This is a genomic window from Nonomuraea sp. NPDC049750, from assembly GCF_040659625.1.
Classification (GTDB): Bacteria; Actinomycetota; Actinomycetes; order Streptosporangiales; family Streptosporangiaceae; genus Nonomuraea.
The window spans coordinates 629785-653315 of record NZ_JBFANB010000003.1 but is presented as its reverse complement, the minus strand read 5'-3'; the positions used below and the strand labels follow the sequence as shown (position 1 = coordinate 653315).

General features: G+C 70.6%; 20 protein-coding genes. 8 read left to right on the top strand and 12 right to left on the bottom strand.

The annotated features are described in order from the left end of the window. Nucleotides 1-14 precede the first annotated feature (14 nt). The gene (locus tag AB0J16_RS11470; protein WP_358537331.1) at nt 15-3830 is read right to left on the bottom strand and encodes a S8 family serine peptidase; all 3816 of its coding nucleotides are present in this window, start codon (nt 3828-3830) and stop codon (nt 15-17) included. Between the two features lie 154 nt (nt 3831-3984). Between AB0J16_RS11470 and AB0J16_RS11465 the strand changes: the two genes are divergently transcribed. Then, a complete protein-coding gene (locus tag AB0J16_RS11465; protein ID WP_358537329.1) occupies nt 3985-5007 on the top strand; it encodes a helix-turn-helix domain-containing protein in 1023 nt (340 codons plus the stop codon). Here AB0J16_RS11465 and AB0J16_RS11460 read toward each other — a convergent pair. Beyond that, entirely contained in the window at nt 5004-5147 is a 144-nt protein-coding gene (locus AB0J16_RS11460; protein ID WP_358537326.1) for a hypothetical protein, read from the bottom strand. The genes AB0J16_RS11465 and AB0J16_RS11460 overlap by 4 nt on opposite strands. A gap of 146 nt (nt 5148-5293) precedes the next feature. Here AB0J16_RS11460 and AB0J16_RS11455 point away from each other — a divergent pair, with 146 nt between their 5' ends. The 4 genes from AB0J16_RS11455 to AB0J16_RS11440 all read left to right on the top strand — a co-directional run bounded on the left by AB0J16_RS11455 (nt 5294) and on the right by AB0J16_RS11440 (nt 10477). After that, nucleotides 5294-6475 (top strand): sensor histidine kinase, encoded by a 1182-nt coding sequence (locus AB0J16_RS11455; protein WP_358537324.1) that lies wholly within the window; start codon nt 5294-5296, stop codon nt 6473-6475. Further along, complete coding sequence (locus AB0J16_RS11450) at nt 6475-7125, top strand: response regulator transcription factor (protein ID WP_358537321.1); 651 nt, start codon at nt 6475-6477, stop codon at nt 7123-7125. The genes AB0J16_RS11455 and AB0J16_RS11450 overlap by 1 nt, the downstream gene beginning before the upstream one ends. A gap of 105 nt (nt 7126-7230) precedes the next feature. After that, the gene (locus tag AB0J16_RS11445) at nt 7231-7983 is read left to right on the top strand and encodes an ABC transporter ATP-binding protein (RefSeq protein WP_358537319.1); all 753 of its coding nucleotides are present in this window, start codon (nt 7231-7233) and stop codon (nt 7981-7983) included. Nucleotide 7984: 1 nt separating this feature from the next. After that, complete coding sequence (locus AB0J16_RS11440) at nt 7985-10477, top strand: FtsX-like permease family protein (RefSeq protein WP_358537317.1); 2493 nt, start codon at nt 7985-7987, stop codon at nt 10475-10477. Nucleotides 10478-10661: 184 nt separating this feature from the next. On the opposite strand, the gene AB0J16_RS11435 is transcribed toward AB0J16_RS11440, so the two are convergent. The 5 genes from AB0J16_RS11435 to rph all read right to left on the bottom strand — a co-directional run bounded on the left by AB0J16_RS11435 (nt 10662) and on the right by rph (nt 15987). After that, a complete protein-coding gene (locus AB0J16_RS11435; RefSeq protein WP_357942781.1) occupies nt 10662-10931 on the bottom strand; it encodes a hypothetical protein in 270 nt (89 codons plus the stop codon). Continuing rightward, a complete protein-coding gene (locus AB0J16_RS11430; protein ID WP_358537314.1) occupies nt 10928-11455 on the bottom strand; it encodes a toxin glutamine deamidase domain-containing protein in 528 nt (175 codons plus the stop codon). Before AB0J16_RS11430 ends, AB0J16_RS11435 begins: the two co-directional genes overlap by 4 nt. Before the next feature lie 1376 nt (nt 11456-12831). After that, entirely contained in the window at nt 12832-14577 is a 1746-nt protein-coding gene (locus tag AB0J16_RS11425) for a molybdopterin-dependent oxidoreductase (protein WP_358537312.1), read from the bottom strand. A 103-nt stretch (nt 14578-14680) separates the two neighbouring features. Then, nucleotides 14681-15271 (bottom strand): RdgB/HAM1 family non-canonical purine NTP pyrophosphatase, encoded by a 591-nt coding sequence (gene rdgB / locus AB0J16_RS11420; RefSeq protein WP_358537310.1) that lies wholly within the window; start codon nt 15269-15271, stop codon nt 14681-14683. Beyond that, nucleotides 15268-15987, bottom strand: coding sequence for a ribonuclease PH (gene rph / locus AB0J16_RS11415; RefSeq protein WP_225290424.1), 720 nt, complete (start codon nt 15985-15987; stop codon nt 15268-15270). Before rph ends, rdgB begins: the two co-directional genes overlap by 4 nt. A gap of 53 nt (nt 15988-16040) precedes the next feature. Between rph and AB0J16_RS11410 the strand changes: the two genes are divergently transcribed. Then, complete coding sequence (locus AB0J16_RS11410; protein WP_358537307.1) at nt 16041-17294, top strand: MFS transporter; 1254 nt, start codon at nt 16041-16043, stop codon at nt 17292-17294. Between the two features lie 7 nt (nt 17295-17301). On the opposite strand, the gene AB0J16_RS11405 is transcribed toward AB0J16_RS11410, so the two are convergent. The 3 genes from AB0J16_RS11405 to AB0J16_RS11395 are packed head-to-tail and all read right to left on the bottom strand — an operon-like array spanning nt 17302 to nt 19727. Further along, nucleotides 17302-18054 carry an MBL fold metallo-hydrolase gene (locus AB0J16_RS11405; RefSeq protein ID WP_358537304.1) on the bottom strand — a complete coding sequence of 251 codons (753 nt, stop codon included), beginning with the start codon at nt 18052-18054 and terminating at the stop codon, nt 17302-17304. Next, nucleotides 18051-18875: a glutamate racemase gene (gene murI / locus AB0J16_RS11400; RefSeq protein ID WP_225290421.1), complete on the bottom strand. Its 825-nt coding sequence runs from the start codon at nt 18873-18875 to the stop codon at nt 18051-18053. The genes AB0J16_RS11405 and murI overlap by 4 nt, the downstream gene beginning before the upstream one ends. 60 nt (nt 18876-18935) lie before the next feature. Then, entirely contained in the window at nt 18936-19727 is a 792-nt protein-coding gene (locus AB0J16_RS11395; RefSeq protein ID WP_358537302.1) for a thioesterase family protein, read from the bottom strand. 125 nt (nt 19728-19852) lie between these two features. Between AB0J16_RS11395 and AB0J16_RS11390 the strand changes: the two genes are divergently transcribed. Further along, a complete protein-coding gene (locus AB0J16_RS11390) occupies nt 19853-20176 on the top strand; it encodes a hypothetical protein (protein WP_358537300.1) in 324 nt (107 codons plus the stop codon). A gap of 167 nt (nt 20177-20343) precedes the next feature. Further along, a complete protein-coding gene (locus AB0J16_RS11385) occupies nt 20344-22173 on the top strand; it encodes a DUF3352 domain-containing protein (RefSeq protein ID WP_358537298.1) in 1830 nt (609 codons plus the stop codon). A gap of 71 nt (nt 22174-22244) precedes the next feature. On the opposite strand, the gene AB0J16_RS11380 is transcribed toward AB0J16_RS11385, so the two are convergent. Then, the gene (locus tag AB0J16_RS11380; protein ID WP_358537296.1) at nt 22245-23192 is read right to left on the bottom strand and encodes a cysteine synthase; all 948 of its coding nucleotides are present in this window, start codon (nt 23190-23192) and stop codon (nt 22245-22247) included. Nucleotide 23193: 1 nt separating this feature from the next. Then, complete coding sequence (locus tag AB0J16_RS11375) at nt 23194-23466, bottom strand: MoaD/ThiS family protein (protein ID WP_225290416.1); 273 nt, start codon at nt 23464-23466, stop codon at nt 23194-23196. Between the last annotated feature and the right edge of the window lie 65 nt (nt 23467-23531).

Below are 23531 nucleotides of genomic sequence, written 5' to 3'. Positions count from 1 at the left end.
TACCCACATCTGGGCTACCTCAGCGCGTACGCCCTGATCACCTCCTGTGACAGGCTCGCCCCGCGCGTGTCGGTGGCCTTGAGGCGCAACGAGACGAGTGCGGCGGACCGTGGCCGGTCCAGTGTGGCCTCGTAGGCGCCGTTCCCCTTCGAGATGAGCCGCCGGACCGCGCGCCACGAGGCGCCGTCGTCGTACGACACCTCCAGCGACACGTCCTTGATCGGGGCGGCCGCCGAGCCGTCCTGGTGGCGCAGGGTCAGGCCGAGCCGCGGCGAGGTGGCCTGGTTCTTCAGGTCCGTCGCCACGTCATAGTCGGCGAGCAGCAGCGGGATCGTCGTGCCCGACCCGGCGTCATGCTGCGACGGGAACGTCCAGGCCGTCTTCGTCCTGGTCGACAGCCGGGCCCAGGTGGCGCGGTTCTCGACGTCGTACTCCATCCGATACGTGGCGGCGGCGGCCGGCAGGAGCAGTATGCCCTGGGGGCGCCGTTCGGTCTGCGCCAGCAGCGTCTCCCCCTGGTACAGCCGCCAGCCGGTCTTCATGCCGGTCTCGAAGTTGTCGGTCTGGGCGACGCCGGTGTTCCGCCCCGCGTCGATGAGCCCCCACATGTCGACCTGGAGCAGGTCGCCCTCCCTGCGCAGCGGCCGGACCTTACCCGGGCCGGGCAGCAGCGGCTGCTTGAACCAGGTGCGGCCGATCCGCTCCCCGGCCCGGAAGGGCGCGTCGTCGGGGCCCGCGACACCGATGTGGGCCTGGTCGTGCTCCCACGTGTAGTTGTAGGGCCGCTCCGGCGTCTCCATGCTGCTGCTCCAGCGCACCCCGGGACCGGCGGTGAGGTAGTCGACCCGGTCGCGCGGCGTACGGGGGACGGGCCGGCCGGTGTCCCAGGAGGTGGTCTCCCACGGCTGCCAGCCGAAGCGGTTCTCCGAGAGCGTCACGTCGTCGGCGAGCTGGCTGAAGAAGTCCGAGTCCACCCGGGCCAGGGACTTCGTCCGCAGGGTGTGGTCGGGCCGGTCCCTGATCCTGCCCTCCTCGCTGAGGTACAGGTCGTACACGTACGGACTGGCCACGACGCCCTTGGCCAGGACCGGCACCGGCAGCCTGCGCAGCCGTCCGGCCAGCCGGGCGCCCTCCTTGCCGGTGAGCGCGACGGTCGGGACCTTCAGCTTCACCCCGCTCTCGGACACCGGCAGGTCTCCGTACACCGCGACCATCCGGGCCCCGGCCGCCGCGGCGGCGTTGGACTGGGCGGCGACCGTCAGGTCGGCCGTGCGGCGGATCAGCGCGAGCCGGCCGCGCAGGTCGCGGCCCTTGAGGTCCGCGGGCGTAGCGGTCCCGGCGTCCACGGCCGGGAGCAGCGCGGAGCCGTCGAGGCGCGGGAAGTCGGCCGACACGTCGCTGAACCAGACGGGGTCGACGTAGTCGGGGTTCAGCTCCAGCCCGGCGGTACGCAGGGTGATGGCGGGCGCCTCCAGGTGCCAGCGGGTGGCGACGGCGAACCGGCCCTTGGTGACGCGCTTCGTGGGCTGCAGGTAGTACGTCTCGTCGGCGCTCTCGTCCTGGAGGATCGTCTCGGTGAGCGGCGAGCCCTTGGCGGGCGCGCGGGTCCAGATGAGCTTGGTCGCGGTGCCCCTGTTCCGCTTGGTCACGTGGTCGGGCGTGTCGACCCGCATCTCGACCGCCTTGCGGGCGTCGAGCACGACCTTGGTGTCACCGGTGACCTTCAGCTCGGGCTCGCCGGTGAAGCTCAGGTTGAGCACGGTGCCTCGGTCCCCGTAGGCCATGCTGTCGACCGACGGGCGCAGGGTTTTGATGACACCGAGCACGGAATAGGTGCCGGGCGGCACCAGCACGCACGAGTCACCCGGGTCGCTCTCGCACCGGCGCACCGGGTCCCCTGGCATCTCGCGGCCGTCGCGGGTCCCGTCGTCCACGTTCAGCGCGGCGGCGTACGCCTGGGCGGGGCGGCCGTCCCTGGCGATCCCGCTCACCCGCAGCCGGACCCGCTTGACCTCGACGTTGCCGGTCAGCGAGGTACGGATCGGCGGCCCTTGGCGCGGCGTCGCGACGAGCTCCGCGCGCTGCCGACCCGCCTGCGCCTTGGCCGGGTCGAGGGTGAGCCGGACCGTGGCCTGCGCCCCGCCGGGCAGGGTCAGCCCGGCGGGCGAGACGCTGAACGGGCCGCCGGTGGCCAGGCCGAGGGTGACCGGGGTCTTGCCGGGATTGCGGTAGGTGACCTCGCGGGTCACCGGCTGTCCGGAGGACACTTCGGACAGACCGAAGTCGACCGAGCCCTCGGCGGTCAGCACCGGCTCCCCGAGCGCCGTGGCCACGTCCACCCGGCCGGTGCCCCGCTTGTCCACCGGGGTGTCGGGCATGGGCTTGGCCGTACCCATGAGCAGGGACTTCAGCTCCCCGGCCGAGATGCCGGGGCGTGACTGCCGCAGGAGCGCGGCGGCCCCGGCGACGTGCGGGGTGGCCATGGAGGTGCCGGACAGGCGGGTGTAGTACTCGTCCACCGGCTCGCCGAGCGAGGTGCCCTTCGCCCGCGCCGCGACGATGCCGACGCCCGGAGCGGTGATGTCGGGCTTGACCGCGCGTTCCAGCCCGACGGGTCCGAAGCTGGAGAACTCGGCCAGCCGGTCCTGGCCGTCGACCGCGCCCACGGTCAGCGCGGCGGGGGCGTCTCCGGGGCTCCCGACGCAGGCTTCGCAGCCCCTGTTGCCCGCCGCCACCACGAACAGCGTTCCGTAGCCCGCGTACAGGGCGCCCAAGGCGTCGGTGAGCGGCCCGCCGGGGCTGGGGTCGCCCAGGCTCATGTTCACGATGTCGGCGTGCTTCTCCCCCGCCGCCCATTCCATCCCGTCGATGATCCACGAGCTGAGCCCCTCGCCATTGGCGTCCAGGACCCGGCCGTTGAGCAGCTTGACGCCGGGCGCGACACCCTTGCGCGAGCCGCCGGAGGCCGCGCCGCTGCCCGCGATGATGTCGGCGACGTGCGTACCGTGCCCGAACTCGTCGGTGGCGCTGCCGCTGTCGGTGAAGTCACGCTCGTCGGCGACCTTCCCCGCCAGGTCCGGGTGCCCGGTGTCGACGCCGGTGTCCAGGACCGCGACCGTCGTGCCCGCGCCGTCGTAGCCCGCCGACCACGCGGCCGGCGCGCCGATCTGCGGCACGCTGCGGTCCAGCGCCGGCTCCACCTTGCGGTCCAGCCAGATCTTGGTGACGCCATCGAGCGGGCTCTTCGTACGGCCCGCCGCCAGCGCGGACAGCTGGCCACCGAAGCCCCGCGCCGCGCTCTTGGCCAGCCGGACGCCCGAACCGCCGATGCTCTCCAGCGTGCGGACCGCCTTCAGCGCGGGGACGGCCGGCATCGCGCTCTGTTTCCCGTACGTGACGATGAGGGAGATGGCGTCCGACCGCTCGTCGGTGTAGCCCTGCGCGGCGAGGGCGGTCACGTTGAAGAGCTCGGGGTCGAGGCGGCCGGGGACCAGCCCCTCCACGTCGCTGGGCAGCACGGTGAGCTGCCCACCGTCCTCGGTGATCCGGAAACCGGCCGGCGGCCCGTCCCCGCGCGGGGCGGCCGTGACGCTCGCCTTCTGGCGGCCGTCGGCGGCGACGGCGACGTGCACCTGGTCGCCGGTGATCAGCGTGATGTCGTAGCCGTGCTTGGCGGGGTCCGGCGCGAGAGCCGGAGCACCGTTGGCCGGAGCGCGGTCGGCCCGCGCGAGGGCTGAAGCGTCGTCGGCCCGCGCGCCCGTACCGGTGATCGTGGTGACCGCGGCCACCGCCAGGGAGGCGGCCACCGCTGTCCAACGCCTGGGCCTCATCGGCCACCTCCAGAAGGCGAGAAAAGTGCCGACCCAATTCCTAGTGATCTGGGGGCGTTCCGGTCCATAGGACTCGTCTGGCGAGATCCCGACTTGTCGTAAACCCGCCTGGGCTACGCTCGCGTTCGAGACGACAGGACAGCGGGGGGCCGGCATGGCGCAACGGCGGTTACTGGAGGGCCTCGGCGTCAGCGTCACCGAGGAGACGGCCTACCGTGCGCTGCTCCGCCACGGGCCCGCGACGCTGAGCCAGCTGGCCACCGAGACCGGCGCGTCCAACGCCGCCATCCGCCGGATGCTGCCCCGGCTGGAGGACCTCGGGCTGATCTCCCGGGTGGCCGGCCGGCCCCTGCGGCTGATCGCCACGCCGCCGAACATCGCCATCGACGTGCTGGTGGCCCGCCGCCAGGAGGAGATCACGCACAGCCGGGCCGCCGCGGCGCTGCTCGCCACCGAGGTGGCCGACCGCACCGGACCGCATCCGGAGGAGGTGCTGGAGGTGGTGACCGGCCGTTACGCCGTCGCCCGCCGCTACCTCCAGCTCGAACGCAGCGTCACGGCCGAGATGCTCGTGCTGGTGCGCCCGCCGTACGCGGTCGACATCTTAGACGATCAGGAGAACCAGCAGCGCGCCGCCCACCAGGGCCCGGTCGTCCGCGGCATCTACGGGCCGCTGGCGTTCGAGGAGCCCGGCATGCTGGAGCACACGCGGCAGGCCATCGCCGACGGCGAGCAGGCCCGGCTGGGGCAGGTGCCCGTCAAGCTGGCCATCGCCGACGGCCGCACGGCCATGCTGCCGCTGGTGTCCGACGAGGACCGGGCGGTGGAGAGCGCGCTGGTCGTCCACCCGTCGGCGTTGCTCGACGCGCTCGTCGGGCTGTTCGAGGTGCTGTGGCAGGCGGCCGTGCCACTGCGGCTGTCAGCGGACCCGGCCGCGCACATCGAGCGGGACGTATGGCCGCAGCCGGGCGACACCGAGGTGCTCGCCCTGCTGGCGGTGGGGATGAAGGACGACGCGATCGCGCGGCAGCTCGGTCTCAGCCCGCGTACGGTGCAGCGGCGGGTGCAGGAGCTGTGCGAGCGGCTGGGGGCCCGTACGCGGTTTCACGCCGGGTTCCTGGCCGCGCAGCACGATCTGCTGGTCCTGGACCGCGGGCCTGGTCTGCGGGCGCCTTAACCGGTCTTGGTGGGCATCGGCGTGGGCTTCAGCCGGAAGAAGTCGCGGAAGCCGTCAGAGCGCGGAGGGTCTCCAGGGGTCGGGTCGCGTGGCGCTTCCTCTTCGCCACGCGACCCGGCGTCACGATCATGATCCGCCATCACGATCTCCCTTTACTCGCCCCTCAGGGCGCTCCCAACGACAAGAGTGCCCTACGTCCCGTAAGGCTGGTGTAAGACCTGAGTCGTACCCAAACCTCCCCCTACAGGCTGACAAACCCACGCCGAAGCCTCCGTATCGTAATGATGTGTTCGGCAAGGTAATGGGATGGTCGGGACGCCACGGCAGGCTCATGGACGCCCTCCGGGTGGCGCCGCTGGCGGTGTTCTGCCTGTTCATGGCCGTGCCGTACGGGAAGAACGGCCCGTTCGACAACGGCAACCTGTACATCGGGGTGGCCGGTTACCTCGGGCTCTGCGCGGTGCTGATCGTCCCGCTGCTGTGGCGGCGTGACTGGCCGCTGACCGTCTTCGCGATCCTCTCACTGGCCTGTTTCGGGCAGTGGTTGGCCAAGATCGATCCGATGCCGGCCAACATCGCGGTGCTGGTGGCGCTCTACTCGGTGGCCTTCCGGTGCGGGTTCCGCTGGGCGATCGCCGCGGGCGCGGTGGCCGAGGTCGGCGTGCTGCTGGTCATGGTGCACTGGCAGGCGCCGACGTTCAGCCTCTTCTTCAGCGGCTCGATCCTCGTCGTGACGGTCTGGCTGACCGGCCTGTACGCCAAGACCCGCAGCCGCTATCTGGAGAGCCTGGAGGAGCGGGCGGAACGGGCCGAGCGCGAGCGCGACCAGCAGGCCCGGATGGCGGCCGCGGCCGAGCGCACCAGGATCGCCAGGGAGTTGCACGACGTGGTGGCTCACAACGTCAGCGTGATGGTGGTCCAGGCCGACGGCGCCGGGTACGCCATCGACAGCGACCCCGACCAGGCGCGGCAGGCCGTACACGCCATCTCCAAGACCGGGCGCGAGGCGCTCGCCGAGATGCGCAGGCTGGTCGGCGTGCTGCGGGAGGACGGGTCCGACGGGACGGACTACACGCCGCAGCCGGGCCTCGCGCAGCTGGAGGAGCTGGTGCGCGGCGCGGGCGTGCCCGCGCGGCTGCGGGTCGGCGGGCCGCCGGGCGAGCTGCCCGAGGGGCAGCAGCTCGCGGTCTACCGCATCGTGCAGGAGGCGCTGACGAACGCGCTCAAGCACGGCGGCCCCGGCGTCCGCGCGCTGGTCGAGCTGCGGTACGCCGGGCGCGAGCTGGTCGTGCGGGTGACCGACGACGGCAGGGGCGCGGCGGCACCACGCAGCCCCGACGGGCACGGGCTGGTGGGGATGCGCGAGCGGGTCGGCATGTACGGCGGCGAGGTGGCGGCCGGGCCGAGATCGGGTGGCGGGTTCGAGGTGCTGGCCAGGCTGCCGGTGCCGGGCACGAGGGCGGCCTGATGATCCGGGTGATGCTGGTCGACGACCAGGAGTTGCTGCGCGCCGGGTTCAGGATGGTGCTGGGCGCTCAGCCGGACATCGAGGTGGTCGCCGAGGCCGGTGACGGGGTACGGGCGCTGGAGGTGCTGCGCGAGGTCGAGGTGGACGTGGTGCTCATGGACGTACGCATGCCGAGGATGGACGGCGTGGAGGCCACCCGGCGCATCGACGGCCCCAAGGTGCTCATCCTGACCACCTTCGACCTCGACGAGTACGCCTTCGCGGCGGTCAAGGCGGGCGCCTCGGGTTTCCTGCTCAAGGACGTGCCGCCGGCCGACCTGCTGACCGCGATCAGGTCGGTGCACGCGGGCGACGCCGTGGTGGCGCCGAGCACGCTCAAGCGGATGCTCACCAAGTTCGCCGCGCAGTTGCCGACGCAGGAGCTCGCGGCCGCGTCGGAGCTGACGCCACGCGAGCGCGAGGTGCTGCTCATGGTGGCCCGCGGCCTGTCCAACCTGGAGATCGCCACCGAGCTGGAGGTGGCGGAGGCCACGGTGAAGACGCACCTGGGCCGGGTGCTGGCCAAGCTGGGGCTGCGGGACCGGGCCCAGGTGGTGGTCTACGCGTACGAGGCGGGCCTGGTGGTCCCGTCACGTCAGCCGAAAGGCTGACCCGGGTCATCTCAGGACCTACACGAAACCCCTCCTCGGGGCCCATATTTCCTGCATTTTCCGCTTCTAGGTTGGTCACGTTCCCGCAGACGACAAGGAGTGAACGTGACCCTCACCGATACCCGCCGACAAGCCCCCGCGGCGGTGGTGGCCAAGGCGCTGACCAAGGTGTACGGCCAAGGCGACGCGCGGGTCCACGCCCTCCGCGGCGTGGACGTCGCCTTCGCGACGGGCGCGTTCACCGCGATCATGGGCCCGTCCGGTTCCGGCAAGTCCACGCTGATGCACTGCCTGGCCGGGCTCGACACCGCGACCTCCGGCACCGTGCACATCGGCGACGTGGAGCTCACCGGGCTCAACGACAAACAGCTCACCCTGCTGCGCCGCGAGCGGATCGGCTTCATCTTCCAGGCGTTCAACCTGCTGCCGACGCTGACCGCCGAGCAGAACATCCGCCTGCCCCTGGAGATCTCCGCCCGCCAGGCGGACCGGCTGCTCTTCGACCGCGTCATCGAGACGGTCGGGCTGCGGGACCGGCTCGCCCACAAGCCGACCGAGCTGTCCGGCGGCCAGCAACAGCGCGTCGCCGTGGCCAGGGCGCTGATCAGCAAGCCACAGGTGATCTTCGCCGACGAGCCGACGGGCAACCTCGACTCGCGTAGCGGCGCCGAGGTGCTGTCGTTCCTGCGCACGTCCGTACGCGAGCTCGGCCAGACCATCGTCATGGTCACGCACGACCCGGTGGCCGCGGCGTACGCCGACCGCGTGGTGTTCCTGCGCGACGGCGAGCTGGTCAGCGAGATCAGCGCGCCCTCACCGCAGTCGGTGCTCGACACGCTGATGAAGCTGGAGGCCTGAGTTGCTGAGGACGACGCTGGCCGGGCTGCGCGCGCACAAACTGCGGCTGCTGCTCACCTCGCTGGCGATCACGCTGGGCGTCGGCTTCATCGCGGGTACGTTCGTGCTGACCGACACCATGAAAGCCGGCCTGTCGCAGCAGGCCACGGCCGAGGCGGACAAGGTCGGCCTGGCCGTACTGCCCGAGGACCGCGAGGCGGTGCTACCGGAACGCCTGCTCGACCAGGTGCGCGGCCTGCCCGGCGTGCTGGAGGCGCAAGGGCTGATCCGCGGCAGCGCGCCGTTGCTGGGCAAGGACGGCAAGGTAGTCGGGAACGCGCCGACCACGGCCGTCTCGATCGTGTCCGGCCGGCTCGACCGCACCACCATGATCAGCGGCACCGGCCCCGGATCCGACGACCAGGTGGCGGTGCTCGACCAGAACACCGCCAAGGCCCAGGGCCTCAAGCTCGGCGACACGATCACCGTGCTCGACTCCCGGCACCGCGAGCAGCGGTTCAGGCTGGTCGGCATCATGGACACCGGCCTGGACCAGGAGCTGGCCTACACCGGCGCGATCGGCTTCACCCCGGCCACGGCTCAGCGGATGACCGGCGCCAAGGGCTTCGCCGAGATCGACATCGCGGGCGACGGCGCGGGGCTCAAGCAGGCGGTCGCCGCCGCCGCCGGAGCGGGAGCGAAGGTCAGGACGGGCGCGGAGCTCGCCAAGAGCCTGGCGGCCGCGTCCGGCATCCAGATGGAGTCGCTGACCACCGGTCTGCTGCTGTTCGGCCTGGTGGCCATGCTGGTGGCCGCGCTGGTCATCTACAACACCTTCAACATCCTCGTCGCGCAGCGGGCCAGGGAGATGGCGCTGCTGCGCTGCATCGGCGCCACGCGCGGGCAGGTGTTCGGCTCGATCATCCTGGAGTCCACCGCTGTCGGCCTCCTGTCGTCCGCGCTCGGCCTGCTCGCGGGCTACGGCCTGGGCGCGGCCACGCTGGCCGTACTCGGCGCGCTCGACGCCCCGCTGCCCACGAACGCGGCCATCGCGCTGACGCCGGTCGCGATGCTCAGCGGGCTGGGCCTCGGCCTGCTGGTCACCGTGGGGGCGGCGCTGCTGCCCGCGCGGGCCGCCACCCGGGTCGCGCCGATCGCGGCGCTGCGCACGCAGGTGGAGGAGCAGACGTTCCGTACCGGCGTCGTACGCGTGCTCCTCGCCACGCTCTTCCTCGTCGCCGGGCTCGGCACGGCCGGCTACGGGGCGCTGGTGATGGAGCCGGGCCAGATGGTGCCGCTCTTCGTCGTCATGGGCGGTGGCGCGCTGACCTTCCTGGCGGTACTGGTCCTGGGACCAGTTCTGGTCAAGCCGCTGAGCGCGCTGATCGGCTGGATCCCGGCCAGGCTGTTCGGCGTACCGGGACGGCTGGCCGTGGACAACTCCGGACGCAACCCCCGCCGGGCCGCCACCACGACCGTGGCGCTGACGATCGGCGTGACGCTCATGACGCTGATCTCGGTGGTCACGGCCTCGACGCGGGTGACGATGACGGCCAAGCTCGACAACCAGTTCCCCGTCGACTACCTGGTGGCCACTCAGGAGCGCGAGGCCGCCGTCCCCCGGTCGGTGGCCGACTCGTTGCGGCGCAGTCCGGAGCTGTCCTCGGTCGTACAGATCCGCGCGGCCAAGGCCAAGATCTCCGGCTCCGGTGATTCGGTACAGGTCGGCACGTTCAACGGACCCTTCAAGCCGGAGGTACGGTCCGGTTCGATGGACCGGCTGGAGCCGGGGCAGGTCGCGGTGACCGCCCCCGCGGCCGGCCAGTTCGGGCTGCGGGTCGGCGGCACGGTCGCGGTGCGGACCGCCAAGGCCGGGACCGTCACGTTGCGGGTGGTCGCCGTTCTCGCGGGCGATGCGTCCCTGCCGATGTTCACCGTGGCCGAGCGGCCCTTCGACGAGTACTTCGGTCAGATACCCGACACGCGGTTGATGGTGAACATCAAGGACGGCGTACCCACCGCACAGGCCCGCAAGGCGGTGGACGCGGCGACGGCGGCTTACCCGATGGTCCAGGTGACGAGCGCGACGGAGGTGCGCGGGCAGTTCGACGACACGCTGGACATGTTGCTGATGATCATCACCGGGCTGCTGGGCCTGGCGATCCTGATCTCGCTGCTCGGCATCGCCAACACGCTGTCGCTGTCGGTACATGAACGGACCAGGGAGTCGGCGCTGCTGCGGGCCCTCGGGCTGACCAGGCCTCAGCTGCGGCGGATGCTCTCGGTGGAGGCGCTGGTGCTCGGGCTCATCGGGGCGGTGGTCGGGGTGGTGCTCGGCGGCGTGTTCGGGTGGGCGGCGATGCGGGCGATGATCGACGGCGCCTGGTTCGTGCTGCCGGTGGGACAGATCGTGCTGTTCGTGGTGCTGTCGGGGCTGGCCGGGGTGCTGGCCGCGGTACTGCCTGCGCGGCGGGCGGCTCGGGCGTCGATCGTGGGCTCACTAGCAACCGGATAAACCCCGACAAATCACGATAAAGACGACAATTTCCGGAAAGAGACTATGCGGGGCGGCGAGCCGCATCCCTCGCCGTCCCGCACCCCGGCCCCGGCGGATACCAGAAGCCGAGCCTCCCGACCCCGGGGACAATGCCCCACAACACGCGGACCCCGCTCACCTGGCCAATGAGAGATACGGCCGGTCAGCGAGGAGTGCGGCCGGGCCACAGCTCGGCGACCGTTTCCGGATCGAGGAGCGGCCGGGTGACCACCTCGCCGGACACCTTGTCGATCACGATGCAGCCCCCGCCGACCGTACTGGGCAGGGTCGCCGGGTCATCGAGCTCAGGCTCTCGCACCCAAGCGACGTAACCCTCATTGAACCCATGAATCCCCACCGAGACGGAGTCGTCCGCCCGCCGCACCCCGTTGAAGTACTCCTCCGCCAACGCCCTGGCCTGGTCGAGGTTCATCGTGGTTGCCCCTGCCTGTCGACGATCACGCAGAACACCCCGGTCACGGTCGTATAGGGCGGTTCGACGGCCATGTGGCCCCGCTGGGCATCGATCCAGATCACCTCGCCGCCCGAGTTGACGGCGTTCCACGCATGAGACCCGCCACCGGGCCAGCGCACCACGATCACGGCCGCCGCACCGTGCCCCGCTTCCAGCAGCCGCCGCGCCACCATCGGATAGGCGTGCCGCCCCTGTCCCAGGTACTGGAACCGCTGCCCCACCCACCGCTCGATCCGCGCAGTGCCCCCGAGCTCACCGGTGACCTGCGGCCGCCCGATCCGGTCGTACTCCGCCACCCTCGGCGCCGCCGCAGCGGGCTCGCCGTGCCAGGTGGACAGTACGGCCAGCGCACAGTCGGCGGCATTGGACGCACGAAACGGGTCATCGGCCGGACCGCCACCGTTGATCAGCCTGACCCACGTGCCGCGTGGATCGGGAAACCGCGTACCGAGCGGAATCGCCTGCGCCAGATCGTGCTCCACCTGCGCATCGGGCTTCGCCAGCCCCCCAGGCACACCGTAGGGCCGGTAACCGACCAACCTCGGCGGCCGATGCGACCGCTCGAACCAGTCCCGCTCAGCGACCGTCTGCCGCCCAGTTGTCCCGGCCCCATTCCCCTGCCACCCAGAACCTCCGGCCCCAACCTCCTGCCGACCAGGACCACTGGCCCCGGCCCCGCCTTCCCGCAGGGCGGCCGACCCGACCCCACCTCCCTGCGGCCCAAGCACCGCAGTGCCCGAGATCGTCGAAGCGCTGTCGGGTGAGAGCCCCAGAATGGCCGCCGCCGACCCCCCGAACATCCCCATCCCACCCGTCAGCCCAGCGCCCGGCCCACCCGCACCGACGCTGACCCCGCCACCGCTGACCCCGGCGCCGGTAACCCCTGCGCCCTCCACGAACGCCGAGCCACCCGCTGAGTCCGGCCCACTCCCGGAGTCCAAGCCGCCCCCGGAAACCGAGCCGCTCGCGGGCCCGGGGGCCACAGCTGATTCCCCCACTTGCGCCATGCCACCCGGCACACCATTCGACGCCGAGTGCCGGGGTGTGGCAGGCGCGCCGTGTCGCCCGACCGACGAAGCCCCCGGCGAGGCCCCCGACCGTACGGACGCAGAACTGGCCGAGGATGTGCTTGGGTGAGCACCCGATGGCGCGGCAGGCGGAGCACCAGACGGGTCGGCCCACGGCGCGACCGACTCCCCAGCCTGCGGAGTGGCCCCCCGCTCAACCGGCCTCCCAGCTCCAGCTGACCCGCCCGCCACGGGCGACGTCGCAGCTGCGGCCGACCTGCCCACCACAGCCGACATCCCACCTACGGTCGACCCGCCGACCACGGCCGATCGTTCCGGCGGGGCCGGCCATCGCGCGGCTGACCGCCCGGTCGACGGACTCGATAGCGCGGTCAGTGAGGCGCCCCACGGAGTCCCCGGCCACTCGGGTGGCGAGTCGGGCGATGAGTGGGCGGGAGAGGGTGAGGCGGGCGATACACGACCGGAAGACGACGAGCTGGGCGACAGGCTGCCCGAAGGCGAGGGCGAGCTGGGCGATACGTGGGCGGAAGATGGCGATGGGTGGGCGGAAGAGGGCGGGGCCGGGGTCGAGAGGGGGGAGGCGAGTAGGTCCGAGTCGGCGGCGCGCTCATAGTCGCGCCACCTGACCCCGTCACCCACCACAGGGTCGTAATGTCCCTCGGGAAGGACCCACCGCACGCTGGACTTGCGGTCGCGGAACACGTCCTGCCTCCTGTCATGGCTCGACGACCGATCGTAGGGCGACGAGCCATCCCGAGGAGGGGAAGTCGGCAAGTTTTGGCGGTCCCTGCTAGCCCCCGTACCTGCGCAAACAGGGAGAAGGGCCGCGCTCAGGCGACGTTGACCTGGATGGAGTGCCAGCCGCTCGCGCCGTCAGGCGCCGGCGGCGCCTGCTGCTCGGTCTGGGTACGGCCGGCCGCGTCCGTGGCCCGGACCTCGATCGTGTGCTTGCCGGCGGTGAGATCCCAGTCGAGCGACCACTGACGCCACGTGTCGGGGCCCGGCACCTGGGCCAGCTTCGCCTGCCGCCACTCGCCCCGGTCGACGCGTACCTCCACCGCGTCGATCCCGGTGTGCTGGGCCCAGGCCACCCCCGCGATCGTGGTACGGCCCGCCGTCACCGACGCGCCCGGCTTGGGCAGGTCGATGCGGGACTCCGTCTTGATGGGCCCCTTGGCGGACCAGCCGCGCGGCGTCCAGTACGCCTCGTCCCTGTCGAACCGGGTCACCTTGATGTCCACCACCCACTTGGTCGCCGAGACGTACCCGTAGAGGCCGGGCACCACCTGGCGTACCGGGAAGCCGTGCTCGACGGGCAGGGCTTCGCCGTTCATCGCGATGGCGAACAGCGCGTCGCGCCCGTCCATCACCACGTCGACCGGGGTTCCGGCGGTGAAGCCGTCGTCGGAGGTGGACAGCAGCATGTCGGCGCCGGACTGGAGGCCCGCATCGCGCAGCAGGTCGGCCATCCGGGCGCCGAGCCAGCGGGCATTGCCGATGTACTCGCCGCCGACCTCGTTGGAGACGCAGGTCAGCGTGACGTACGACTCGGTGAGAGGGCGCTTCAGCAGGTCGGCGTACGTGATCTCGACCGGCCGGTCCACCATCCCGTGGATGCGCAGCGTCCACTGCCGGGGATCGACGTGCGGCACGATGAGCGCGGTATCGACCCTATAGAAGTCCTGATTTTTCGTGACGAACGGGGAGAGGCCGCGTATACCGAAATCTGTGCCCTGGGGCAGCGGTTTGGCCGCCACCCTGGGCCTGGGCAGTGCGACCGCCACCCGGGCGGTCTCCGCCGTCTGCCGCCCGCCGAGCACCCGCCCGGCCAGCGTGGCGGCTCCCGCGACCACCACACCTCCCGCGACGCCGCCGAGCAGCCGCCGCCGGTCGAACGAGTACGGCTCCGACCCGGTCCGCATCACGGCAGGCCGCTCAGCCTCATCACCGGGCGCCCCAGGAGAAGGGTGCTCATCGGTGAAGGATTCGCCGCCGCCGCCAGGTTCAACATCCGAAGCCGACGAAGCCGTCCTCGCGCCCGAAGCCGACCGAGCCGCCGCCCTGACGCCCGAACCACCCGAAGCGCCCGAAGCGGACGAGCCCGAGACCGTCGCCCCCGCGCCCTCGTACGACTCCCGCACACCCCGCGCCAACAGCCACGTGAGCGCCCAAGCCCCGACACCGACCCCCACCACGGTCGGCACCACGTCGAGCGCTCCCGCGCCCGGCCTGGTCACCACCGCCGCGATGCCCACGACGCCGAACACCCCGAGCCCCACCAGCCCGTACGCCACCCGGTGCCGCGCCAGCACCCCGATGAGCGCCGCCACCACCGCGAGCACCACCAGCACACCCGCGATGAGCACGGTCTTGTCGTTGGAGCCGAAGTTGCTGATGGCGAACTCTTTGAGCCACGCGGGCGTGTTGTCCACGACCACGTTGCCCACGGCCACCACGGGAAAGGCCGCGGGCTTCAGCACCCCGGCGACGAGCTGCGCGACGCCGAGCGCCACGGCCCCGGCCACCACTCCCGCCAGCGCACCGGCCCAGGCCGGCATCACATCGTTCTTCTGCACAATTCTGACGCTACGCCTCTGGCGGCCGGTGGTTCTTACACGATGGTTACGTCAGCTCGCATAGTCAGCTCGCACAGTCAGCTCGCACAGTCAGCTCGCACAGTCAGCTCGCGATGAGGTCGCGCACGATCGGGGCGAGGGTGCGGAAGGCGCGGCCCCGGTGGCTGATGGCGTCCTTCTCGTCGGCGGACAGCTCGGCCGCGGTGCGGGTCTCGCCCTCGGGCACCAGGATCGGGTCGTAGCCGAACCCGTTGGTGCCGCGGGGGGTTGTGACCAGGTGGCCTGGCAGCGTGCCCTCCACCACGCGCCACTCCCCCGACGGCAGCGCCAGCGCGGCCGCGCACGCGAAGTGGGCGGCCAGCTTGTCTGCGGGCACGTCGGAGATCTGCGCCAGCAGCAGGTCGAGGTTGGCCTTGTCGTCGCCGTGGCGCCCGGACCAGCGGGCCGAGAACACCCCGGGCATGCCGTTGAGCACGTCGACGCAGAGGCCGGAGTCGTCGGCCACCGCGGGCAGCCCCGAGCCCTGAGCCACGGCGTGTGCCTTGAGCAGGGCGTTTTCCTCGAAGGTGACGCCGGTCTCGGCCACCTCACCGATCGAGGGGAACTCCTCGAGCCCCACGATGTCGAACCCCGACAGGATCCGGCGCAGCTCAGCGATCTTGCCCGCGTTGCGGGTGGCCAGGACGATCTTCATGCTCCCAGCGCCTCCTGCTGGATCAGGGTGAGCTCCTCGCAGCCGGTGACGGCCAGGTCGAGGAGCTGGTTGAGCGCGGCGCGGTCGAACGGCGCGCCCTCGGCGGTGCCCTGCACCTCGACGAAGCTGCCGGCGCCGGTCATCACCACGTTCATGTCGGTCTCGGCCGCCACGTCCTCGGTGTAGCAGAGGTCGAGCATCGGGACCGAGCCGACCACGCCGACCGAGACGGCGGCCACGGAGTCGACCAGCGGCTCGCCGGGGCACATCCGGCGCTCGCGCATCCACGCGACAGCGTCGGCCAGCGCCACGTAGGCGCCAGTGATCGCGGCGGTCCTGGTGCCGCCGTCGGCCTGCAGGACGTCGCAGTCGAGCAGGACGGAGTTCTCACCCAAAGCCTTGTAGTCGACGCAGGCCCGCAGCGAGCGGCCGATCAGCCGGGAGATCTCGTGCGTGCGCCCGCCGATCTTCCCGCGGACCGACTCGCGATCGTTGCGGGTGTTGGTGGCGCGCGGCAGCATCGCGTACTCAGCCGTGACCCAGCCCTGGCCGCTCCCCCGGCGCCAGCGCGGCACACTGTCCTGGACCGATGCGGCGCACAGGACCCGGGTGCCACCGAACTCCACCAGCACCGAACCTTCGGCATGGGTAATCCATTGCCTGGTAATGGTGATGGGGCGGAGCTGATCGGGGTTTCGGCCATCCTGTCGCGACATGCAGATCACCCTATCTCCGCGCCGCAACGCTCTTGACCGAATGTGTCCGACACATGGATCCTTACGCAATGACAACGGGGGTGTTGCGAAACCCTGACTTTCTTCGGTTCCTCAGTTCGCACGTGGCCAACGAGCTCGGAGCCAACATTTCCCGCGTGGCGCTCCCTTTGGTCGCCGTGCTGGCTCTACACGCCGGACCCCTTGAGGTCGGCGTGCTCTCGGCGTTGCAGACGGCGGCGTTCCTCGCGATCGGCCTGCCCGCGGGGGTCTGGGTCGACCGATTGCGCAGGCGCCGTGTGATGGTGACCTCCGACCTGGTCAGGTGCCTGCTGCTGGCGAGCATCCCGGTCAGCGACGCGCTCGGGTTGCTGTCGGTCGGCATGCTGTACGTGGTCGCGCTGCTGGCCGGCACCGCCCAGGTCTTCAACGACGTCGCCGACCAGACCTACCTGCCGGAGCTGGTGAGCAGAGACCGTCTGAGCGACGGCAACTCCAAGCTGGAGTTCGTCCGGTCGAGCGGCTCGCTCGCCGGTCCCAGCCTGGGCGGCGCGCTCGTACAGCTGATCGGCGCCTCGCGCACGATGCTGGCCACGGCTCTGGCCGCGTTGGGGTCCCTGGTCTTCCTGAGCGCCATCAAGACGCCCGACCAGGCGCCGGTCGCCGAGGAACGACCGCGGATGCGCCAGGGCATCGCCGAGGGGCTCGGGTTCGTCCGGCGCGACCGGCTGTTACGGGCGATCGTCGTCACGACCGCGGCGACGAACCTGAGTCTCAGCGGCGTGGTCAGCCTGTCCGTGCTGTTCCTGGCCGACGTGGTCCGGCTGCCGCCCGGCCTGATCGGCGTCATGCTCATGTCGGGCGCGGTCGGCGGGCTGCTCGGCGGTCTCACCGGGAGCCGGTTGTTCAGCAGGTACGGCACGGCGAGGATGACCTGGCTGGCCATCGCCGTCACCTCGCCCTTCGGCCTGCTGCTGCCCATGACGCAGGCCGACTGGCGGGTCGCCTTCTTCGCGATCGCCTCGATCGCGCTCTCATGGGGCGCGATCATCTACAACGTCGGCCAGCTCACCTACCGGCAGACCGTCACACCGGAGCGCATGCTGGGGCGGGTCAACGCGACGGTCAGGTTCATCGTCTGGGGCACGATGCCGCTGGGCGCGCTGCTCGGCGGCATCGTGGCTCAGCACATCGGGGTGCGAGAGGCCCTCTGGGTGTTCATGGGCGCGCGGCTGCTGTCGTTCCTGCCGCTGATGTTCTCGCCGCTGCCGCGGCTGCGGGACTTCTCGCAGATTCAGGCCAAGTCGTGAGACAGGCTCAGGCCAGGTCGTAGACGGCCCCGCTGCGGGCCAGGTCGATCGGGCCGCTGTAGCCACCCCGGCAGGCGTCGTCCAGGATCCGCTGCTGGTCGTTCCAGGGTACGAGGTGGGTGAGCACCAGCCGGCCCACCCCGGCCTTGGCGGCGTGCTCGGCGGCCTGGCGGCCCGACAGGTGCAGGTCGGTGGGCAGCTCCGGCTGGTCGAGGAACGACGACTCGCACAGCATCAGGTCGACGCCGGCGGACAGCTTCACCACTTCGGCGGACTCGCCGGTGTCGCCCGAGTAGGCCAGGCTCCGGCCCCCGTGCGTGACGCGGAAGCCGTACGCCTCGACCGGGTGGTTGACCTGACCGGCGATCACCGTGAACGGCCCGACCTCGAACGGGCCCGGTGCGAGCGGTACGAAGTCGAAGGCCGTCTCCATGCCCGGCTCCTCCGGCATGCCGTAGGCGGCGGCCAGGCGGCGCGGCGCGTCGGCGGGCGCGTGGACGGGCACCTTGGGGTACGGCGCGGCCGGCCCGTAGGTCCGGGCCACGTGGTAGGCGCACATGTCGAGGCAGTGGTCGGCGTGCAGGTGGCTCAGGCAGATGGCGTCCACGTCGTAGAGCCCGATATGGCGTTGCAGCACCCCCAGGGACCCGTTGCCGAAGTCGAGGAGCAGCCTGAACCCCTCGGCCTCGACGAGGTAGCAGGACGAGGGGCTGTCGGGGCCGGGAAAGCTCCCCGAACAGCCGATGATGGTCACCTTCATGTGGGCCTCCCGTTAGAGGTAGTACCCCCCACTGGTGTGACTTCGACCGCATCGATCTCCGGGCCGAGGAAACGTCGCCCGAGCCGGGCGAAGAGCAAGGAGTCGCCTGTGGCGCGGAAGCGATGCCGGGGGGTGGCCTCGCTTCCTGCCGCCATGTCACGGTCGTGCAGGATGCGGTAGACGTCCTTGGCCGTCTCGTCGGCGCTGGAGACGAGCGTCACCCCGTCACCGGCGACATAGGAGATCGCGCCGGTGAGCAGCGGGTAGTGGGTGCAGCCGAGGATCAGCGTGTCGCACCCGGCCGCCCTGATGGGGGCCAGGTAGTCGCGCACGACCTCGATGAGCTCCTCGCTCGCCGTCTCTCCGCGTTCGACGTACTCCACCAGGCGTGGGGCGGCCACGCCGGTGAGCTGTACGTCGGGAGCCGCAGTGAAGGCGTCGTGATAGGCCATGGACTCGATGGTCGCCCTGGTGGCGATCACACCGACCCTGCCGGTGCGGGTGGCGCGCACCGCGCGCCGGGTGGCGGGCTGGATCACCTCGACGACCGGCACGTCGTAACGCTCGCGCGCGTCGCGCAGCACGGCGGCACTGGCGCTGTTGCACGCGATCACGAGCATCTTGACGTCGTTCTCGACGAGGTGGTCCATCACCTCCAGCGCGTAGGCCCGTACCTCGGCCAGGCGTTTGGGCCCGTAGGGCTGGCGGGCCGTGTCGGCCACATAGGTGATGGATTCATGGGGCAGCTGGTCGATGATCGCCCTGGCGACCGTCAGCCCGCCAACCCCGCTGTCGAAGATCCCAATGCTCGCGTCCGGCACCTTTAGAGGGTAGGCGACCTGCGACATTCTCACTGCGTAAGAATGCTCACAGTCAGCGCGTCAGCCGCGGCCCACCCGCGCGAGCTGACGGCACTGGGCGACCAGCCTGCCCTCGGAGTCCCACGCCTCGACCTCTTCGTCGAACCAGCCGTCCGAAATGAGGCGGCCGCTGCCGATCAGCGTGAGCCAGCCGGGGGCGGGCAGCGCCCGCAGGTGCCAGGTGAGGTCCACGGTGGGCGCCCAGCCCCGCGCTCCGGCCGAGAACACCACGGGCGGCAGCGCGTCCACGGCCAGCGCGAGCACGTAGGGGTCGGGGTCCTGGGGCTCGGCCATCCTGAAGTACGCCCTGGACTCGGGCCGGCCGCTGGGCTCGCCGGTCAGCCAGCCGATCGTGGGCGGGTCGAAGAGCATCTCCATCCGGGCGTTGAGCGTCATGTTGGACTCGGGCTTAGGCTCGGGCAGTTTGGTGCATTCTTCCGGCCGCGGCATGACATAGATGGATTTATCGGCGTAAGTGGGCTCGACGTCGTGCAGCGTGGCCGTGGTGATCAGGCTCTCGATCTGCGCCACCCCGTCCTGGATGAGCGTCGCCCGGGTGAAGGCCGCCGTCCTGCCCGCCTTGAGCTGCTCGATCCGGACCCGGGCGGGGCCGGGCACGGGCGCCTTGAGGAACTGGGCGGACGTGCTCGCCGGGTGCTCGAATGGCGACGCGTCCACGACCGCGCGCAGGATCACCGCCAGCAGGTAGCCGCCGTTGAGCGGGCCACCGATCACATAGCCGGGGTCGAGGCAGACGTCGTAGGTGGTCTCGTCGACCCGGATCGCCTGCGTGGCCTCGTCGAACTTGGTCATCGGTGCCGCCCTCGAATCAATCCGGAACTATATTCTAGTAGCCACACAGTCTATTGCAGACCCAGAGCATTGGGCCATCAGCGTGCCTACCTGCGAAAACGCCCTCTCGCTGAGACAGTTCGATCATGGGAAGCGTTACCGAACTCATCGGGCAGTCGGTCTGGGACCCCAACGGGGTGTGGGTCGGCCACGTCGTCGACATCCGCGTGATCAAGCACAGGGGCGAGCTGCAACAGAGCGCCACCGTCTACGGCCTGGTGGTTTCGGCCCACCGCAGGCCCCTGCTCTGCCTGACGCGCGACTTGCACGGCCGCTGGGGCTGGTTCTCCCGGGCGCTGGCGCGGGTGCTTTATGTGGGATCCACTTTTGTGCCCTGGCCGAGCGTCACCGATCACGACGGCGGAGAGGTGCACATCAGCACTTCTCGAAAGGAACTCTCACGCGTCTAAGTACATTGCAAGCGTCCGTCTAGCAACATCAGCTACCGTCTCTGTGGTCATAAGTCCACATTGTGAGTTGAGTGATGTCTGCTAATAATCCCCCGAGTGGCCAGGATCCGAATCGGACGACGGCATACCGCTGGAACCAGGAGCAGCAGCCCGAGAACCCACCGACAATGCCATTGTCATCACAGGGCCAGCCGTATCCTCCGCAGCAGTCCTACCAGCAGCCCCAGTACGGCCAGCAAGCCCCGACAGGGCAGCAGCCGTCCTATGAGCAGCAGGCGTCTTACGGGCAGCAGGGCCCCCAGTATGGGCAGCAGCCTTCATACGGCCAGCAGCCATATGGCCAGCAACAGCCCCAATATGGGCAGCAGCCGCCTTCGTACGGTCAGCAGTCCCCCCAATACGGCCAGCAGGCCCCGACAGGACAGCAGCCGTCCTACGGGCAGCAGCAGTCTCCGCAGTACGGGCAGCAGAGCCTTGGGCAACAGGCGTTTGGCCAGCAGGAACAGTACGGCCAGGCCGGTTGGCAGCAGCAGGGCCCCGAGGGCTTCGGCCCCGCCGAGCCCGCCAAGAAGAGCCGCAAGGGCTGGATCATCGCCATCGCCTCGGCGCTGGCCGTGGTCCTGCTCGGCGGCGGCGCGGTCTGGGCGGTCGGCGCGATCGGCGGCGGCGGTACGCAGCCGCACGAGGTGCTGCCGGCCAGCTCGATCGCCTATGTACGACTCGACCTGGACCCGGCGGCCAACCAGAAGGTGGCGCTGTTCCAGATCGCCAGGAAGTTCACCGTCACCAAGGACACCTTCAAAGGTGACGACCCGCGCCAGGCGCTCTTCGACCTGACGCAGGACAGCGGTTTCTCCAAGGTCGACTTCGCCAAGGACGTCGACCCCTGGCTGGGCAGCAGGATCGGCCTGGCCATCGTCCCGTCGGGCGGCAAGGAGCCCGACTACGCCGTGGCCGTCCAGGTCAAGGACGAGGCGCAGGCCAAGGCGGGCATCACCAAGCTGATGGGCAAGGAGAAGTTCGGCCTGGCCTTCCGTGACGACTACGCGCTGGTGACCTCCAGCCAGTCGCTGGCCGACAAGTACGCGGCCGAGACCACCAGCCTCGCCGACAACGCCGAGTTCAACGACGACGTGAACGCGCTCGGTGAGCAGGGCGTGCTGTCGTACTGGGCGCACCTCGGCAAGGTCGGCGAGCTGGCGCTGACCGACAAGTCGAGCGAGCAGGCCAAGGCGCTCGAGCAGGTCAAGAACGCCAGGTTCGCCGGGGCGCTCCGCTTCGACAGCTCCTACGCCGAGCTGGCCGGTATCGTCAGCGGCGCCGAGGGCATGATCGACGGCGACCTGGAGCCCACCAAGCTGTCGACGCTCCCCGCTTCCACCGCGGGCGCGCTGTCCTACTCGGGCCTCGACCAGATCATCACCAAGAAGTGGGCCGAGATCGAGCAGTCCATAGCGGCGTCGCCGGCGGGGGCGCAGTTCAAGCAGTTCGTCGACCAGGCCAAGCAGACCTACGGCCTGCAGCTGCCCGACGACCTGGCCACGATCCTCGGCAAGAACCTGACCCTCGCGGTCGACGCCGAGGGCCTGGACAGCGACAAGATCAAGGGCGGCCTCCGCATCGCGACGGACCCGGCCAAGGCGCAGGCCGTCTACGACAAGATCCAGAAGGCCATGACGTCCAGCGGCCAGCCCGCTCCCCAGCTCGCCAAGGTCGCGGGTGACGGCACGTTCACCGTGGCGACCACCGACGAGTACGCCAAGGCACTGGGCGGGGAGGGCACGCTCGGCGAGAGCGAGACCTTCAAGACCGCGATCCCGGAGGGCGACGATGCCACCTTCGCCCTGTTCGTGGACCTCGACAAGGTCGAGAAGTACTACCTGCCGAGCATGGAGGGCGACGACAAGGCCAACGCCCAGGTCCTGAAGGCGGTCGGTATGAGCGGCAAGCAGACCGCCACCGAGGCCACCTTCTCGCTGCGGGTCCTGTTCAACTAGCACGAACACGAGTGGCCGCCCCCTACCCGGGGGGCGGCCACTGTCATGCGGTCACTGTCAGGCGGTCGCGGTCAGGCCCAGAGCTGGCCTTCGAGGCGGTGCTCGGCCTCGTCCAGGGTGCCTTCGTAGGCGCCCGTGGACAGGTACTTCCAGCCTCCGTCGGCGACCACGAAGACGACGTCGGCGCTCTCCCCCGCCTTCACCGCCTTGGCGGCCACGCCCAGAGCGGCGTGCAGCGCCGCCCCCGTGGACACCCCGGCGAAGATCCCCTCCGCGGCGAGCAGTTCGCGGGTACGGCGCAGCGCGTCGGCCGAGCCCACCGAGAACCGCGTGGTGAGCACGGACTCGTCGTAGAGCTCCGGGATGAACCCTTCGTCCACGTTCCGCAGCCCGTAGACCAGCTCGCCGTAACGCGGCTCGGCGGCCACGATCCGCACGCCGGGCACGCGCTCGCGCAGGAAGCGCCCCACCCCCATGAGCGTCCCCGTCGTACCGAGCCCGGCGACGAAGTGGGTCACAGTGGGCAGGTCCTCAAGGATCTCGGGTCCGGTCGACTCGTAGTGGGAGCGCCAGTTGGCCGGATTGCCGTACTGGTAGAGCATCACCCAGTCTGGATGCTCGGCCGCGAGCTCCTTGGCCACTCGCACGGCCTCGTTGGAGCCCCCCGCCGCGGCGGACGAGATGATCTCCGCCCCCCACATGCGCAGCAGCTGGCGGCGCTCCTCGGAGGTGTTCTCCGGCATGACGCAGATCAGCTTGTAGCCCTTGAGCTTGGCCGACATCGCCAGGGAGATGCCGGTGTTGCCGCTGGTGGGCTCCAGGATCGTGCAGCCGGGTGTGAGCAGCCCGTCCTTCTCGGCCTGCTCGACCATCCAGAGCGCGGGCCGATCCTTGATCGACCCGGTCGGGTTGCGGTCTTCGAGCTTGGCCCAGATGCGTACCTCGGCCGACGGCGAGAGCCGGGGAAGGCCGACGAGCGGCGTGCGACCGACCGAGTCGATCAACGATTCGAAGCGCATGTCACCCGCCGGCGACAGCGGGCAGCACGGTCACCGTGTCGCCGTCGGACACGGGCGTGCCGAGGCCGCCGAGGAAGCGCACGTCCTCGTCGTTGAGGTAGACGTTGACGAAGCGGCGCAGGTTGCCCTGGTCGACCAGGCGGTCCTTGATCCCGGGGTGCAGGGACTCAAGGTTGCTGATCAGCTCGTCGAGGGTGGCGCCCTCGGCGTCGACGGCTTTGGCGCCGGCGGTGTACGTACGAAGGATGGTCGGAATGCGAACCTCGATGGCCATCGCGGTCAGTCTCCTCGGGTCAGGTCGTCGTCCCATCGGCAGCAACGCCGACGGCTGAACACGGA